Source organism: Kocuria sp. (assembly GCF_030536815.1).
Classification (GTDB): Bacteria; Actinomycetota; Actinomycetes; order Actinomycetales; family Micrococcaceae; genus Kocuria; species Kocuria gwangalliensis.
The window spans coordinates 3,985-18,936 of sequence record NZ_JAUNPE010000039.1 but is presented as its reverse complement, the minus strand read 5'-3'; the positions used below and the strand labels follow the sequence as shown (position 1 = coordinate 18,936).

Sequence of the window (14,952 nt, the reverse complement as noted above, 5' to 3'; positions counted from 1 at the left end):
GCGGGTCCTACCTACCTCCCAGTGGGCCGTGGCCAGGGACGTGAGCCGATCCTCGGTGGCTGCAGCGACGTCCGCGTCTGGAACCGAACGGTAATACTCGTTGATCCACTGTTGGTCACCGCTCCACTCGGGGCGCTTCCACGTTTGTGGAATGACCTGGGTGTCGGTCGTGTCGGGAGGGGTCACGTCTGCATCACGCCTTTGCTCGCAGTCGATATGAAATGAACACACGGCAACCACGAACGCGAACACGTGCCTGCCGTCGCTGACGGCATGACTCGCGATCGGCCACGTTGCCGAGTCTGCTTCCACCCTAGGGCTCCCCGCCCGCCAGAGCCACTGCGCCGGTTGAGCGGGGAGTGAACGTCACGCGTTCACGGTGTCCGTACTCATAAGATATCGGGGTTGACTGCCCAGCAAACGCGAGAGGCCGAGCTCATGACGAATATCAAACCCGCAGGTGTAGTCGAACAGGCTGTGGACGCCGGCGAGGCCAAAGCGGCCACGTCCTCCGGGCAGTTGGTCCATCGGGGAGTGCTCGGTGGCGCGTTACTCGGATGCACCACGTCATTCGCCGTCCTCGCCGCGGTGGAGACCGACTCGCCCCTGGTGGGTGCCCTGTTGTTCCCGGCGGGAATCACCATTGTGATCCTCATGGGCATGGAGCTCGTGACCGGTGGTTTTGCCCTGGTGCCCATTGCCGCGATGGAGAAGCGCGCCACGTGGGCGGCCGTGCTGCGCTATTCGCTCATGGTGATCCTCGGCCACATGATTGGCGCCCTCGCGTTCGCGTTCCTCTTCAGTGTTGCCCTCAACGGATTCGGCACCACCGATCCGGGGCCGCTGGGCCAGCAGTTCGCGGCGACCGCGGAGGCCAAGACCCTCGAGTATCAGGCCATGGGAATTGCCGGGATCGGCACCGTTTTCGTCAAGGCCGTGCTGTGCAACTGGCTCGTGTGTTTGGGTGTCTTCATGGGTCTGACATCAAAGGACACCGTGGGGAAAATCGCCGCGATCTGGTTGCCCATCATGGTGTTCTACGGCCTGGGTTTCGAGCACGCCGTGGTCAACTTCTTCATGATTCCCATGGGCATGTTCATGGGCGCGGACGTGAGCATTGCCGACTGGTGGCTCTGGAACCAGATACCGGTGCTGCTGGGTAACTTTGTGGGCGGTTTCGTCTTTACGGGCTTGGCGCTCCTGCGGGCCTTCCGGCCCGCGCCGAAGGAAGTTCCCGCCCATCACTGATCCGCGGCTTGGTATCTCCCGTGTTCAGCCGATGTCACGGAATAGCCACCCTTATTTCGCGGCACCACCCGGCGCCGACGCCGCGTCCCTCACCTGCTCCGCCGTCACGGTCACCACTTCCCCGTTCTCCAGGCTGCGAAGCTTCCGGTTCAGGATGTGGCCCGCGGTCAGGCGAATGAACGAGCCGTGGCTGACGATCATCACGTTCTGCCCGGGATAGTCGGCAATGATCTGCCGCAGCGACGCCACCCCGCGCGCCACCAGGTCCGCCGTGTGCTCACCGTGTTGTTCCATGAACGCGTGGCGATCTTCCTCGGTCATGTGACTGCAGTCGCGGCCCTCGATGTCGCCAAAGCTGCGTTCGATCACATCGTCATACGTGCGCGAAAGTTTCAGACCGACTTCTGCACCCATCAGTTCCGCCGTTTCTCGGGCGCGGGACAGCGGCGAAGAAACCAGCACGTCCCAGTGCTCCCCCGACGCCGCCAGCTCGCGGCCCACGTCACGGGCCTGTCGACGCCCCGTGTCGTTGAGGGGGATATCGGTGCGGCCCTGCAGCCGGCGAGCGAAGTTCCAGTCGGTCTGGCCGTGGCGGATCAGGGACAGCGAAGAATCAATCACGGCTCAACGCTACCCGTAGTCACCCGCTTGTCCTTTTCCACCCCCGCCACACGTGGGAAGGGCCCAGGACAAAGTGAGGTCCGGGGTCTCCGACCATCGGAGAGCCCCGGACCACTCAGGAGAACACCTGCTTACGCGCGGCGGTCATCCGTCTCGATGTCCACGCGCTCCTTGCGGAGGGTGTCCTCGATGACCTCGGTGCGCTCGGTGCGCTGAGCCACAAGACGGACCCGCTGGTACGGGACGCGCACGGTCTGGACCACGGCCTCCGTGCGGTACAGGATCAACTCGTCGTCGCCAACGGGCAGGTCGCGACCGTCCAGGAAAGCCTGGCGTTCTTCCTCGGAAATGGGGGTCCGCACCACGTCCGGCTCGTCATGGCCAACGGTCACTTCCTGACGGACGGGTTCTTCAACCACGTACTTGCGCAACCGGAGCGTGCCGGTCTCGCGCCGTTCCCGGTTGATCACCAGACGCTCTTCATGACGAACCACGGATGCGGCCCGGTCATCGCGCATTTCTTCACGCTGCGGATCACGCGGGTCCTGTCCGGGAACGCTGTTCTGTACTGCCATCCTGACCTCCTGAAAGAGTGTGTTCCCGAGATTATCAGCCGGGTTATGTTCCGGCCTACCGTGTAGCATTTGGAGCTACCCGGGTGGGTCCCGAAAGGATGAGCTGATGAGCTATTCGGATGATGGCAACGGATATTTCACGCGCGCCCTGGACGCCGAGGACCGGGGTGAGCTCTCGCAGGCCGAAACCGCGTACCGGCAGGCCATCGAGTTGTTCAAGGAGACCCGGCAGACCCAGCGTGAACTCGCCGCGTGCCACTACAATCTGGGCCACCTGTACGTGGTCATGAATGTGCGGGACAAGGCCATCACCGAGTACCAGCGCTGCCTGGAGTACTTCGGGCAGATTTCGGACAGCAGTAAACCCAAGGGCCGCGCGCACTTGATCGTGGGGTCCCTGTTCGTGGAGGACCGGGACTACCCGCGGGCCGAATCCCACTTACTCGATGCCCTCGGGCAGTACTTGGACGCCCCGCACGATCCTCAGGACCAGGCCGAGTGTTACGTGAACCTCGCTCGCGTCTACAACGCCACCAAGCGCCGGGCGCAGGCTGTGACGGCGTACAACCGGGCATTGGATTTCTACCAGGAGACACCGGGTTCCCAGCGCGACCAATCGGATTGCTACACCGAGCTGGGCATCGTCTATCAGGACCTGGGCAAACTGGAGGAATCCGCCGCCGCTTACGGGCAGGCCGCCAGATTGCGCCAGCAGATCACCCATCGCCACCACAAACACAAACATAAGGGTTCCGAGTCATGAGTTTTCCGCTGATTTTCGGTTGCATGGCCCTGGGTGGGCCGTGGGATCGTTCCGAGATCACCAGCACCCAGTTCGACGCCGCTCACACCGCAGTGCGCGCAGCTCACCGGGCCGGGTTCGAACTATTCGACCACGCGGACATTTACGCCGCTGGCAAGTCCGAGGCGGTGTTCGGCCGCATCCTCGCCGAGGACCCAGAATTGCGACGGGGCATCCGGTTGCAGACCAAGTGCGGTATCCGCCTGCCGGGCAACACCGGGCCCGAGGGCTCCCCGGTGCACTACCGCCTGGACCGTGACACCATCCGGGCAAGCCTCGAGGGGTCGTTGCAGCGCCTGGGCGTGGACAGTGTGGAACGGCTGATCCTGCACCGGCCGGATCCCTTGACCACCCTGGGAGAAGCAGCCCAGGCCCTGGATGACCTGCGCTCCGAGGGGTTGATCAACTCTGTGGGGTTGTCCAATATGACCCTGCGCCACGTGGCGGCCTTCCAGCAGGTCCTGAGCACCCCGTTGACCGCGGTCCAAATTCAAATGAGCCTGGCCCACCGTGACTTCGTGGAGACCCAGGTGCTGGGTAATCAGAGCGAAGGCACCGAGTACAACTTCCCTGAGGGCTTGCTGACCCACTGCGTCGCGGACGAGATCGAGGTTCAGGCGTGGGGTGCCATGGCGAACGGTATCTACTCGGGCCGTGGCGCCCCGGAAGGTGACCCGACCGCGGAGGCCACGAGCGGCGTCGTCACACGCTTGGCCGAACGGATGAATGTCTCCCGCGAGGCTGTGGTGGTGGGCTGGCTGCTACGCCACCCGTACGCAATCCGCCCGGTAGTGGGCACCACGAACCCGGAGCGAATCCGGGCGTGCACCCAGGCTCCGGAAGCCGCCGCGCACATGACCCACTCGGACTGGTACGAGCTGTGGACGGCCGCCCGCGGGCATGCGCTTCCATGAGCGTCACAGAACCGAGGGGTATCGTCCGCAGTGGGGGCTTGACCAGGGCACTAATGATCGTCATCAAACGGTGACCTAGACACGCTTGCCCCTGACAGCCCACATGACTATTTTCTTTTGTAAAGAAGCCGTCGCGGGCTGCGACGGTTAACAGGGAGAGTATCCATGAACCGACCTTGGCTTACCCGAACGCCCGGACACGTGGTGTGCAACCCGAACGAGTTCAGTTACCGCACCGACCATCCCGTGGTGGAAGCCACGGCGACCCGGTCGTTGACGGTCGATGAACACACCACGGTGGAGTTGCGGGTCAACCCCGGCCAGCACCAACTGGTCATCACTCACCGCAACGATCATTGGGTGGAGACGATCGGCCTTTTCGACGACGCCGCCCCGGATCTTCCGGTCCTCCGGCGCCTTCCCAACCCCACAGGTTTCGCCACCGATTTCGAAGTGGGTTGCACGGTGACCTCCCACTCGCAGCGCGGACTGGTCAAAACGTTGACCCAGTTGCGTGATCGGCTGGACAGCGCACCGTTGGCCGTGTGCGTCCAAGACGCTGACGAGCCCACCGCGATCACCGCGGCGTGCTGTCATGTCGACCCCGTGGAAAACGCACTCATGTGGTGGACCTGGCGGACCCTGCCCGAATCGGGCTGTGTGATCCGCACCCGGGCGCAATTGCATCTCACGGCCGTGCCGCAGGGCCTCGCGGCGTAGCTTGGCTCGCCCATAGCTCTACGCCGTGAGTGGTCGCGCGTTCTCAGAACGGGGACGGTGCCGTGTACGGCTCCAGTAGCTCTCGCTGCTCCTTGGTGATGCGCAGCACGGTCTGTGTTTCCGGGACGAACAGCGCGAGCTGGGTTTGGGCCCGAATGCAGGGAGCGCCGTCGGCGGCGTCGACAATTTCGAATCCGAGAGCGAGCGTGGCCGCCTTGGCCGAAACGACCCAAACGCGGACCTCCGTGGGCACGTTGCGGTAGGCCAGCGGGCGCAGATACTTGACGCGGTGCTCGGCGATGAGCGCCTGCGTGCCCTCCGGCAGAACCGAGAAGAGCGGGATCTTGGCCGGCGCCACCTGCTCGCCGGTGCCCACGGGTACGCCGAAGGCCGCGATGCGCGCTTCTTCGAGTACCCGCATGACCTCTACGTTGTTCACATGGCCGTACGGGTCCATGTCACCCCAGCGCAGCGGAACCTCGCACGTGACGGAGCGTTCCAGGTACTCGTTCGATCGCATGTGTACGCTCCTCGCGTGCGGATTTTTCCTCCCGGCCGGCAGCTCACGTGGCTGCCGGGGATGAATGAGATGATATCCGCGTCCGTGTTGCGATGGAGGTATTCGAGTGGCGATTCAGGGGCCCGCCGCAACCGAGCGACGGCGTTGGCCCGCGCGGCTGGCCGCGGTCTTGGTACTGGTCTTCGTTGCGTGGCTGGCCGTGTGTTGGGCCGTGCTGGAGCATCCCCGCACCGAGGAACCTGCCGTGTCCGACGCTCTGCTCGTGCTCGGCCCCCCGGACACCCAGCGCATGGCCACGGCGCAGGAATTGATGGAACGTGGCATCGCTCCCGTCCTGGTGATCGCCACCCCGGATGCGCAACCTGGCGACTCGCCCGCCATGGTCCAGTACTACGAGGACAAGGAATTTTGCGCCCCGCGCGCCGACTTCGAGGTCATGTGTTTCGAGCCCAACCCGTCCACCACCCAGGGTGAAGCTATCGAGCTGCGCGACCTGGCCGCCGAACGCGGCTGGGATACAGTCACCGTCGTGACGTTCAAGCAGCACGTACCGCGGGCGCGCATGATTCTGGAACGGTGCTACGGCGGCGAGTTGCGCATGGTCGCAACCGATTATGAGTTCACGCCGCTGCGCGCAGTGCTCCAGTATGTGTATCAAAGCGCTGGGTACGTGAAAGCGTGGCTCACCCCCGGCTGCGACCAACAGCTGCCGGGCAACCCGAAAGAGCTGGAGTGAGGTTCTCATGGGTGATCTTCAGTGCCCCGCGACCATGATTTTCGTCGCCGACGCCGCCACCGCCGATTCCCTGCCCACCTCACGTTTTCGGGTGGCCCAGGTGCTGTTTCCGGACGTGCGCACGCCCGGTGACCTGGTGGGAGCCGTCGAAAGCACCGCGGACGAGTACCGCGGCGAATGCGTTGCCGTAGTAGCGCCGCGGGCGCTCGTGAACGAGGCATTGACGGAGACATCCGCACACGGATCAACGCCACCTGCTACCGACGCCCCGTGGGTTGCGGTGGAGGTGGATTCCTCCGGTTGGAAGCTGCTGCCCACGAATTGGTGACTGCGCTTATGCGTGTCTGAACACGTTTCTAACGTGGGGCTTCATGAGTGATAACCCCGCGATCGGAGAATTCGTGTTGACCGTGATGCCCCGGTGATGGGCCCGAGCCATGCCGCGTGTGGTGCTGCTGCCTGGGTGGCGCTGACCGGTGACTACACCCTGGAGTTGGCCGACTTTTCCGTTCCCATTGGGTTCGGCGTGCTCCCCGTGGGAGACGCGGGCGTGGTGACCGGTGCATTGATCTGCGCCGGCGCGGCGCTGTTGCCCGACATCGATCACCCCAGCGGGACCGTGGCGCGCTCCCTGCCGCCGTTCTCTGGGTGGCTGTCTCGGATCGTGGCTCGGTTGTCCGGGGGCCACCGGCGAGGCACGCATTCGGTGATCGGACTGCTCGTGTTCACCCTGCTGGCATGGTTGTCGCAGAACGCCGCACTGCCCGTGGGCGATGGGCTGCGGAGGCTGGCTCAGTCGAGTGGTGATGGTTCCGCTCCCAACGTTGTTGAAGCCCTGCCCGGGCAGGTGTGGCCACTTGCTGCCGTGCTGTCCGTGTTACTGATCGCCTTCGCCGTGAAGGTCCTGGCCTTCCTTCCCGATCGGATCTCGCACGCCAACTGGTTGGTGGCCATCTGCCTTGGCGTAGTGGTGGCGATCAAACCCCCGGACCATCCGTGGTGGTTCGTCATTGCCGTCGCACTGGGCTGTGCTGTTCACATGCTCGGGGACATGGTCACTACCCAGGGCATTCACTTGCTGTGGCCGTTGCGCACTCGCCTGCCGGTTCCGTCCACGTTCTATCGAGGCAAATCCTTTGTGCGCTTTCCCGTTCTGGGCAAGGCCGGATCCGGCATGGAACTCGCGGTGCTGACCCCCATCAGCCTGTACGCGGTGGTTGGTTTAGCCTGCGCCTTAGCCGCCTGGAGTGGGGTGACTTTGAGCTGATGCGGTTGTGGCGGGTCGCCGTTCACAGCGATTCGCCAAACGGCCCACGCATCGGGTAGGCTACTCAACGTTGTTCACCGGCGAAAGTTGCGTGAACCAACAAGCGCGAGTGGCGGAATAGGCAGACGCGCACGGTTCAGGTCCGTGTGCCCGAGAGGGCGTGGGGGTTCAACTCCCCCCTCGCGCACCACAGCAAAACCGGCTGTTGACAAGGCGAAATGCCTTGTTGACGGCCGGTTTTTCGTTGTCCGTCACCGCACATGCTTGCGAGGGTAGCCGCCAGCGACATCTGAGGTCGAGGTACGTCGCTTTTAGGCGACTTAGAGTGCGTTCTCGCGCCACAGATGTCAGAGCCTTCGGGGCCCACCGTGGAGCACAACCCCCAGGAGCCTCGTGACTGACGTTACGACCCAGACTCCCCTGCCACTGCATTCTGATCGACAGTGGAACCTAACATTGGTCGAATTCTGGCTCTACCGTCGATCACTCTGCATGTTGATCTCGTGTGAGGGCTTTACCGTCTACCAGCCTGCAGCCGGCTCCCGCGCGAGGGCTTTACCGTCGACCAGTTTTCATCCAACACCCGGGCCCCGGTTCTATCGTTGATTACTTTGCACCCGGTTCTAGAGCCATGGCGTTGCCGTCGACCTGGCTGCGCTCCCTCGCACCGGTGGGTCCGAGCATCGTCCATAGTGCAGGTGGGAGAACCGTTGCATGAGCACACTCGATGACGCCTTGGACCTGGCCGCTTCACATGGCCTACGCCCATCCCCCGACAGCGCCATCGTAGTCGAAGCCGGGTAGGACTACCGCGTCATCATGGCCAGTGGCGAATCCGGACATCAATGGGTATTGCGGATCCCACGCCGTCCGGACGTTTCCAAGGGCATGGACACCGAAGTCCGCACTTCGATTTCGTCGCTCCGATTCTTCGCTCGGAAAATGTCGCGGTTCCGGACTGACAGATTCGCACTCCGGAGCTGATTGCCTATCCGCCCCTCCCCGGTTCTCCGGGCCTGACACTGTCCGATGGCGGAGAACCCATCCGGCATATGGACCCGGCCGACCCGGATTATGCCGCCCGCGGGGTCGGCTGTTGGCACGTTTGCATTCCTTCGGCGCGGCGGAGGCCGAAGCCGCAGGTGTCGAGGTCCACTCCCCCGAGCACGTACACCAGACATGGCGGGACGACGTCGCTCAGGTGAGTGAGGCGTTCAACGTGGCCCCCTGAGATGGCCAATCCGAGAGCCTGAGCCAGCCGGGGCGTCGTCGCTCGCGGGAAACCGGAGAGGCCAAGGACCCTAGACTCCAGATTGCATCCACCCGCCCAACACTCTTGCTACCCATCCCCGCGCCTGGAACCGTGGAGATATGACGGGACACGGTAATACACCGAACCATGAAGACCTGGTTACTGCTTTGGAAGATGCACGTGAACATGTTAAACGCATTCCCGACGATGGCTGGGCAGCGCAAGCTGCTGGTCTCGACTGGACGTGCCGAGAGACCGTGGCGCACATCCTGGACGATCTGGGCTCCTATGCGATGTTACTGTCAGGCGCTCATCGCCACGAGGGATACACCCCGCTCATGGAGTTTACCCCGGTACCCGGTCGTACCGAAGGGACGTTCTGGCCCGAAGAGGAAGGCGGCACCCCGGCGATCCTCGATTGTCTCGGCGACGTGGGTGGCCTACTCGTTGCCGTGATCGCGACGGCACCGGCGGATCGAATCGGGTGGCACCCGTTCGGAGATCCGGATCGCACTGCGCTGGCCGCCATGGGGATCACCGAACTGGTCCTGCACACCCACGACATTTTGACCGCACACGACATGGACTACCGCGGCCCCGAAGGACCCGTATCCAAGTCCCTGGATCGCATTTTCCCTCACGCAACCACAACCCGCACGCAGGACTCGTGGCATGACCTACTCACAGCCACGGGGCGCACAGCCGAAACCCGCGGGATCCCCTGGCGCTGGAATTCCTCCGCCTAATCACGGCGGAACCACCCGGGTCACGGCTGACAGGAGTCGCCAAATACCGAGTTCAACTGTGCATCAAGAGCAGCCTGCGCCGCCGCAGCGTCGAGGGCACTACTGAGCACATGGATGCCCAAACCGTCGGCGAGAGCGAGCAACCCCGTGGCAGTCTCATCAGGGTTGATGTCACCGACCATGGCACCCGAGTCCACAGCCGATCGAAGAATCTGACCCAGGTATCCCCTGAGCTGATTGTTGCTCTCGCTCAACCGCCGGGCCGCCGCCGGCCTGGTCGCCGCATAGGACAGGAACGTCAGGGCAACTCGAGCATCAGACAGGCTGGATTCGCTGTCCGGAAGGAGGGATAACAGAATCACACGGACCAGGCTCTGCGGGTCCGGTTCCGCACCCAGCTCGGAAATGGCCACTTGCATACGATCGCCGAACCGCACACTGGAGGACTCCATGGCGAACTCCATTATGGAATCCTTGCTGGGGAAGTAGTGCTGCACCATGCCGGCCGTAACTCCGGCCTGGGCAGCCACGCGGGCCAGCGCAGCTGCGATCAGTTCCTTACGCTCTTCGTGGTGAACTATTTTCGGCACCCGAATATCGTTTTACATCGCCGGAAAACTGGGGTTCGTTGACGATGAAATCCGGCGTCATCATACTCATGCAGGCATCCAGGTCATGACGCTCGAGCGCGGCGAACGCCTCGTGCATGATGGTGACTTTCTCGGGCGGGGTGAGGAGCCCGCTTCGGTATCGTGGGGGTTTCCATGACCGCAGCACCGAAGGGTCCACAGTGAGCGGAAGCAACGCTGCGGCAGCCAACCGCCCGCGTCGGCGCACGACACTGATCGCACTGCTAATCCTCTTTGCCCTGACCGGCGTCCTCATCGTTTTCGGACCCGCCATCGCCAAGAACTTCCGCATAGACGACGGCCACCTGTATCTGGGGCCGGAATGCAGTGTCGAGACGTCGGGCGGCACCAGCAACCTCAGCCGTGATGAGGTCAAGCTCGCCACCACGGCAGTAGCGTTGGCCGCTCGCGGAGCACAGACCCCTGACATCTCCGGAATCGACCCGGCGGTCATCCAGCGACTTGCAGAGGGCCCGCCCGACGACGCCGGTCCAAGCCTTCGCTGCGAAGGTACCGCCGCGGACGACCTACCCGAGCAAGAACTCACGCCCACCGGCCTGACACCGCGCGCCCAGCACGCGCTTGAGGAGATGACCGCGGTCTTCGGCAATCAACCGCTGGGTGGGTTCGCCCCCGGAGGCGTCAGCCAGGGCCACGGGGCCGAGTCCACGCATTACAGCGGTCGCGGCATCGACATTTTCTTCCGCCCGATCACCGAAGAGAACCGTCGCGAGGGGTGGATTCTCGCCCAGTGGCTGATCGCTCATGCCGATAATCTGGACATCCAGTACGTGATCTTCGACGATAAGATCTGGAGCGCCCACAGCTCCCGCGGACACTGGCAGACCTACGATGCTCCCGAACCGGCCAACGACATCCTGCGCCACCGAGACCACGTACACGTGGATGTTCTCCGAGGTGAACCCCGGTAGCACGTAACCGGTTACTCAACCCACTACTGTGCCCCTGCGACCCTGGACGCAGCCGCGGCAAATGTCCCAGGACAAGACTTCCCGAGCCGAAAGCCACCACATGACACCCACTCCCCCGCTACGGCTCAAACCCTTCGCCGCCACCGACGTCCCGTTTTTCGCAAACATGGCCACGGACCCGCGGGTCACGAAATACGTGGGCGACGGGAGCATCTGGGACCAGGCCACCATTGCGGAGAAAACCACCAACGCGCTCCGGGACGCTCCTTTGCATGAGGAGGGCGCAGCCCGCTGGTTTGTGGCCCTCCACGAGGATCAGCCCGTGGGCATCTTTGTCTCCACACGTCGAGAACCCGGTGTGGAGATCGGTTATTGGGTACCTCCGGAGCACTGGGGGCAGGGAATCGCGGGCGCCATGGTCGACGCCGGCCTGGGGACCATCCCCGCGCTGTACGACTCGGACAACGTGGTCGCGCGCGTTGACCCGGACAATGCGGCGTCGGCGAGGGTGCTGACCCGGCGAGGCTTCCGCGCAACCGGGTGCGAAAACGGCTTGGACCGGTACACGCGGGAGGTGCCCTCTTCCGCGGCCTCGTGATCAGGCGTTGAATGGGCCCAACAGACGCACCGCAAGAACCGCCCCGAAGGTCCGTGATGACCAGCAACGACCCGGAACGCATTGCCTCCGCACCCAAACTGAACCAGCCCGCCGCCGCACCGCCGGTTGTCGGACGAAACGCTTTCGACGCCGCGCTGGCCCAGCAAGTAGCCCGTGAGAAGGAAGTGACGCGACATAACGACCGGGTCTCGGCCGAGCGGCGTCGGCTTCCCATGGTGGAAGTCGAGAACTATGCGTTCGAGGGCCCGGATGGCCCTATCAGGCTGACCGAGCTGTTCGGCGAGCACTACCTGCTGCTGGTACAAAACGTGATGTTCGGCCCGGACTGGGAGCAAGGCTGCCCCAGTTGCACCTGGGCCGTGGACAACCTGCCTGCCAACATGGGACGGGTGACGGAGAACGGGATCGCGTTCGCCATGATCTCCCAGGCGCCCATTGAAAAGCTCGAGGCCTGGCGAACAAGGAACGGCTGGCCGCACCTGTGGGTCTCCTCGCACGAGACCAGCTACCACTACGACTGGGGCTGGACCCGCACGAACGACCAGGGCGAGGAGTGGCAGCTGCCCGGGTATTCGTACTACCTCCTCAAAGACGGCGTGCCGTACCTGACGTACATGACGACGGCGCGCGGCACCGAGGCCATCCTGCCCACCGCACACATCATGGACCGGACCGTGTATGGACGCCAGCAAGATTGGGAGAACAGCCCTGAGGATTGGCCTCAATACCCTACCTATGGTTAGGGCGTGGCTGTCCTCCCAGAACACCGCAATGTCTGACCAGGTCAGATCAACCGCGTGTCACGGTCACCCGGCCGGTGCTGCGATTCCATGTGGCCACGCGTCCATTGGAGAACTTCTGCTGAACACCCTGAGCCACCGCATATTCATTGGTCACCGGGTAACCCCAATTGTGTTCGTGGCCGGCGGCGCGCCAAGCGGAGCCGATGCCTCCGGTCAGCTTCACAACCCGAGCACCGGTCTTCGGCGACCACAGTGCGCGGTTGACGACCCCGCCGCGGCGAAAGTCCTGATAGGCGCCTCCCGCCAGGGAACGTTCGGCATGCGCGGGGTATCCCCACGCGCGTTCATAACCGGCTTTCTTGTACGAGGTGCCGATGGCCCCGCCCCACTTCACGGGAGCAGCCGGGGTCTGCGGGCTCCAGTAGTAGGTGTACCCGCGGGTGAATCCTTGGTACACGCCACCGAGGAATCCGGTGGATCGTTCCGCCGAGGTGGGCTGGCCGTACTTGGCCGCCCCACCCGTGCTCAGATAACTCGTTCTGATGCCGCCCTTCAGCAGGGAGCTGGTCTGTGCCACGGCCGTTGCGCCGCCCACGTTGGGCAACGCTTGAAGATCATGACCGATCAGGGCTGCCGGGTTGTAGCCGTAATGATCGACTCCCTGCAGGGTCCGCAGGCCCGCGCGGCCGAATCCGGCGTTCTTGTAGACCTTATGACCCTGGGACGCGGCCGCCTTGGCCGACCACTCGGGCGGGTTGGTGTTGCCCTTCACATCAGCGGATCCGGCGTGCCACGTCACGGGTAAGCTGCGGACAGCCGCGTTGGGGGCCGTTTGCATGGGATTCGCACCACCACCACCGATGAGCGTGACGCCACCACCGCGGATCCAGTTCTGCCGATCGGCCAGAACCTCGTACGTGATGAACTCGGCCCCGCCGGAGTAACCGGCCAACCACACGCGTGAGGTGTCCAAACCGTAGCTGCGGACCAGGGAGTCCTTGAGCGAGCGGAAGTACTGCCCGTTCTTGTCGATGTCCTCCCACCAGGTGATGCCGTCGCCGGTGGTCTTCTTGTCGGGAGAGATCGGGACCACCAGGATCATGTTCTTCTTGCGAGCCTCAGCAGCCATGGCCTTCAGGTTGCTTCCACCGGGGTTGTGGACCCAGGTTTCCTGGGTTTTCCAGTAGTCACCACCGAAGTAGAACAACACACCAACGGGCTTGGTGCGATCAATGCCGTCCGTGTAGATGTGATAACTGGACTTCATGCCGTGGGCGGAGAAGGGTTTGAAGTGGGTGGTGGCCGGTGGGGTAGCCGTGGCCACCTGCACCGCGGGAGCCTCCGCAATGTGCGCAGACGTGGGAGCTGCGGTCGCTGCGGGGGACAGCGAGACCACCAGACCCAAGGACAGGGCTGCAGTGGGCAGCACAAAAGAGCGTAAGAAGCGCATGGGGGGATGCTTTCTAAGGGGGGTATGAAGTTATGACGGACCACGTGTGCCGGGGGGAGGACACCGTGGTGGCCAGGCATTATCAGGGGGATGAGGCCGGGCCAAGAACACATCTTGCCAGGTCAGAGGGCTCCTGAAAAGTAGTGAGCGAATATGAAGAACTCTTCAGAAGGTAGTGCGACAGTCGTGGCCGGCCCGCCGAGGTCTCAGTCCCTCATCCGCTCCACGATCTCGGTGAGGCGATTCGCTTCCCGATCGCTGAGTACCACTCCCACCTCACGGACCTTGTGCACCACGTGGCTCGGCTCGAGCGACGTCCGCACCGTGGGTTCACCGAGCGCTCGAACGGTCATTCCGGATTCGGTCACCGTCACGTGCCCCTCCGGGGTGTGCTTCATGACCATCAGGTGATTCAGGAACACCGATGTCGGGTCCGTCGATGTCCTGGTGTGGCCCATCTCGACGTCCGCCGGGTGCACGGTGGATTCGTCCAGCACGTGTTCCAACTCGCCCCCGCGCCGGAACGCCCACAGTGGCCAGCCTGCGTCGTCGATGCGCCCGACCGAGAACACGCGCTCCCCCTCGGTTCGCTCGGCACCTTCGACCAAGGAAATCGGACCGGTCACGCTGAACCCGAACCCGGGATCGCACAGGTAGCGAGCGCCGTCGACGTCCACGAGCACCGTCATGTGAGTGCGCGGACTGTCCAAGCCGCGTACACGCCCGAGGGCGCGCCGAACGCGGAACCCCAGCGTTTCCAGCGCCGCAGCGAACAGCTGGGAATGCTCGAAGCAGTAGCCCCCACGACGCCGCTCCACCAGTTGGGCGTGGACGGTCGCCGGCTTCACGCCCGGGTGATCGCCCAGCAGAACTTCCACGTTGCTGAAGGGAAATGTGAACACGTGCGCGCGGTGCAGCCGTTCGAGTAGGTCAAGATGTGGAGGTCCAGGTTCGACACCCACGGCGCGTAGGTAACCGGCTACGTCGAACTCACCGACCCGCCATTCAGAAACCGCCGCGGTGCCTTCTGCCATCACGCTCTCCTCGTTGAATCGTCCGCAGTGCAATTTCGTCGACGCTACGTCCAGAATCACCGTTCTCTTGGGTTTTACCGTCGATTAGGATGCATCCCTTGGTCACCAATGGCTTTACCGTGCATCAGTCTGCACGGTTCTCAG

At 63.6% G+C, this 14,952-nt stretch carries 19 protein-coding genes and 1 tRNA gene; 13 read left to right on the top strand and 7 right to left on the bottom strand.

All coding sequences use genetic code 11. The annotated features are described in order from the left end of the window. On the bottom strand, positions 1-186 hold a 186-nt coding region (locus Q4E95_RS05675; protein WP_303382392.1), incomplete at its 3' end, for a hypothetical protein. A gap of 219 nt (positions 187-405) precedes the next feature. Between Q4E95_RS05675 and Q4E95_RS05670 the strand changes: the two genes are divergently transcribed. After that, on the top strand, positions 406-1,248 hold the full coding sequence (locus tag Q4E95_RS05670) for a formate/nitrite transporter family protein (protein WP_303382391.1): 843 nt from the start codon (positions 406-408) through the stop codon (positions 1,246-1,248). Positions 1,249-1,299: 51 nt separating this feature from the next. Here the strand turns inward: Q4E95_RS05670 and Q4E95_RS05665 are convergent, their stop codons facing one another. Next, positions 1,300-1,869: a histidine phosphatase family protein gene (locus Q4E95_RS05665; RefSeq protein WP_303382390.1), complete on the bottom strand. Its 570-nt coding sequence runs from the start codon at positions 1,867-1,869 to the stop codon at positions 1,300-1,302. A gap of 131 nt (positions 1,870-2,000) precedes the next feature. After that, positions 2,001-2,444 carry a YsnF/AvaK domain-containing protein gene (locus tag Q4E95_RS05660; protein ID WP_303382389.1) on the bottom strand — a complete coding sequence of 148 codons (444 nt, stop codon included), beginning with the start codon at positions 2,442-2,444 and terminating at the stop codon, positions 2,001-2,003. A gap of 106 nt (positions 2,445-2,550) precedes the next feature. Between Q4E95_RS05660 and Q4E95_RS05655 the strand changes: the two genes are divergently transcribed. The 3 genes from Q4E95_RS05655 to Q4E95_RS05645 all read left to right on the top strand — a co-directional run bounded on the left by Q4E95_RS05655 (position 2,551) and on the right by Q4E95_RS05645 (position 4,880). Further along, positions 2,551-3,207 carry a tetratricopeptide repeat protein gene (locus Q4E95_RS05655; protein ID WP_303382388.1) on the top strand — a complete coding sequence of 219 codons (657 nt, stop codon included), beginning with the start codon at positions 2,551-2,553 and terminating at the stop codon, positions 3,205-3,207. Beyond that, on the top strand, positions 3,204-4,160 hold the full coding sequence (locus tag Q4E95_RS05650) for an aldo/keto reductase family oxidoreductase (protein ID WP_303382387.1): 957 nt from the start codon (positions 3,204-3,206) through the stop codon (positions 4,158-4,160). The genes Q4E95_RS05655 and Q4E95_RS05650 overlap by 4 nt, the downstream gene beginning before the upstream one ends. A gap of 165 nt (positions 4,161-4,325) precedes the next feature. Beyond that, positions 4,326-4,880, top strand: coding sequence for a DUF2617 family protein (locus Q4E95_RS05645; protein WP_303382386.1), 555 nt, complete (start codon positions 4,326-4,328; stop codon positions 4,878-4,880). Between the two features lie 43 nt (positions 4,881-4,923). Here the strand turns inward: Q4E95_RS05645 and Q4E95_RS05640 are convergent, their stop codons facing one another. Beyond that, on the bottom strand, positions 4,924-5,400 hold the full coding sequence (locus Q4E95_RS05640) for a thioesterase family protein (RefSeq protein ID WP_303382385.1): 477 nt from the start codon (positions 5,398-5,400) through the stop codon (positions 4,924-4,926). A gap of 106 nt (positions 5,401-5,506) precedes the next feature. Here Q4E95_RS05640 and Q4E95_RS05635 point away from each other — a divergent pair, with 106 nt between their 5' ends. The 6 genes from Q4E95_RS05635 (at position 5,507) to Q4E95_RS05610 (ending at position 9,401) form a co-directional block, all read left to right on the top strand. Beyond that, positions 5,507-6,136: a YdcF family protein gene (locus tag Q4E95_RS05635; RefSeq protein WP_303382384.1), complete on the top strand. Its 630-nt coding sequence runs from the start codon at positions 5,507-5,509 to the stop codon at positions 6,134-6,136. A gap of 7 nt (positions 6,137-6,143) precedes the next feature. Continuing rightward, a complete protein-coding gene (locus Q4E95_RS05630) occupies positions 6,144-6,464 on the top strand; it encodes a hypothetical protein (protein WP_303382383.1) in 321 nt (106 codons plus the stop codon). 96 nt (positions 6,465-6,560) lie between these two features. Next, complete coding sequence (locus tag Q4E95_RS05625) at positions 6,561-7,403, top strand: metal-dependent hydrolase (RefSeq protein WP_303382382.1); 843 nt, start codon at positions 6,561-6,563, stop codon at positions 7,401-7,403. Between the two features lie 103 nt (positions 7,404-7,506). Next, positions 7,507-7,593: transfer RNA gene (locus Q4E95_RS05620), tRNA-Leu, on the top strand. 906 nt (positions 7,594-8,499) lie between these two features. After that, positions 8,500-8,634, top strand: a complete 135-nt coding sequence (locus Q4E95_RS05615; protein WP_303382381.1) for a hypothetical protein — start codon at positions 8,500-8,502, stop codon at positions 8,632-8,634. Between the two features lie 140 nt (positions 8,635-8,774). Next, on the top strand, positions 8,775-9,401 hold the full coding sequence (locus Q4E95_RS05610) for a DinB family protein (protein WP_303382380.1): 627 nt from the start codon (positions 8,775-8,777) through the stop codon (positions 9,399-9,401). Positions 9,402-9,421: 20 nt separating this feature from the next. Here the strand turns inward: Q4E95_RS05610 and Q4E95_RS05605 are convergent, their stop codons facing one another. Next, positions 9,422-9,991 (bottom strand): TetR/AcrR family transcriptional regulator, encoded by a 570-nt coding sequence (locus tag Q4E95_RS05605; protein ID WP_303382379.1) that lies wholly within the window; start codon positions 9,989-9,991, stop codon positions 9,422-9,424. A 200-nt stretch (positions 9,992-10,191) separates the two neighbouring features. On the opposite strand from Q4E95_RS05605, the gene Q4E95_RS05600 reads away from it, so the two are divergent. The 3 genes from Q4E95_RS05600 to Q4E95_RS05590 all read left to right on the top strand — a co-directional run bounded on the left by Q4E95_RS05600 (position 10,192) and on the right by Q4E95_RS05590 (position 12,324). Then, on the top strand, positions 10,192-10,962 hold the full coding sequence (locus Q4E95_RS05600) for a hypothetical protein (protein ID WP_303382378.1): 771 nt from the start codon (positions 10,192-10,194) through the stop codon (positions 10,960-10,962). Positions 10,963-11,062: 100 nt separating this feature from the next. Continuing rightward, on the top strand, positions 11,063-11,560 hold the full coding sequence (locus Q4E95_RS05595; protein ID WP_303382377.1) for a GNAT family N-acetyltransferase: 498 nt from the start codon (positions 11,063-11,065) through the stop codon (positions 11,558-11,560). Between the two features lie 56 nt (positions 11,561-11,616). Then, positions 11,617-12,324, top strand: coding sequence for a DUF899 family protein (locus tag Q4E95_RS05590; RefSeq protein ID WP_303382376.1), 708 nt, complete (start codon positions 11,617-11,619; stop codon positions 12,322-12,324). 46 nt (positions 12,325-12,370) lie between these two features. Here the strand turns inward: Q4E95_RS05590 and Q4E95_RS05585 are convergent, their stop codons facing one another. Together Q4E95_RS05585 and Q4E95_RS05580 are read right to left on the bottom strand one after the other, a co-directional pair. Next, positions 12,371-13,774, bottom strand: coding sequence for a hypothetical protein (locus Q4E95_RS05585; protein ID WP_303382375.1), 1,404 nt, complete (start codon positions 13,772-13,774; stop codon positions 12,371-12,373). A gap of 206 nt (positions 13,775-13,980) precedes the next feature. Beyond that, on the bottom strand, positions 13,981-14,808 hold the full coding sequence (locus Q4E95_RS05580; RefSeq protein WP_303382374.1) for an arylamine N-acetyltransferase: 828 nt from the start codon (positions 14,806-14,808) through the stop codon (positions 13,981-13,983). Positions 14,809-14,952 lie beyond the last annotated feature (144 nt).

Coding starts and splice junctions, on each gene's coding strand:
- Q4E95_RS05660 (WP_303382389.1), bottom strand. CDS start 2,444: ATGGCAGTACAGAACAGCGTTCCCGGACAGGACCCGCGTGATCCGCAG.
- Q4E95_RS05655 (WP_303382388.1), top strand. CDS start 2,551: ATGAGCTATTCGGATGATGGCAACGGATATTTCACGCGCGCCCTGGAC.
- Q4E95_RS05650 (WP_303382387.1), top strand. CDS start 3,204: ATGAGTTTTCCGCTGATTTTCGGTTGCATGGCCCTGGGTGGGCCGTGG.
- Q4E95_RS05645 (WP_303382386.1), top strand. CDS start 4,326: ATGAACCGACCTTGGCTTACCCGAACGCCCGGACACGTGGTGTGCAAC.
- Q4E95_RS05640 (WP_303382385.1), bottom strand. CDS start 5,400: ATGCGATCGAACGAGTACCTGGAACGCTCCGTCACGTGCGAGGTTCCG.
- Q4E95_RS05630 (WP_303382383.1), top strand. CDS start 6,144: ATGGGTGATCTTCAGTGCCCCGCGACCATGATTTTCGTCGCCGACGCC.
- Q4E95_RS05625 (WP_303382382.1), top strand. CDS start 6,561: ATGGGCCCGAGCCATGCCGCGTGTGGTGCTGCTGCCTGGGTGGCGCTG.
- Q4E95_RS05610 (WP_303382380.1), top strand. CDS start 8,775: ATGACGGGACACGGTAATACACCGAACCATGAAGACCTGGTTACTGCT.
- Q4E95_RS05595 (WP_303382377.1), top strand. CDS start 11,063: ATGACACCCACTCCCCCGCTACGGCTCAAACCCTTCGCCGCCACCGAC.
- Q4E95_RS05590 (WP_303382376.1), top strand. CDS start 11,617: ATGACCAGCAACGACCCGGAACGCATTGCCTCCGCACCCAAACTGAAC.
- Q4E95_RS05585 (WP_303382375.1), bottom strand. CDS start 13,774: ATGCGCTTCTTACGCTCTTTTGTGCTGCCCACTGCAGCCCTGTCCTTG.
- Q4E95_RS05580 (WP_303382374.1), bottom strand. CDS start 14,808: ATGGCAGAAGGCACCGCGGCGGTTTCTGAATGGCGGGTCGGTGAGTTC.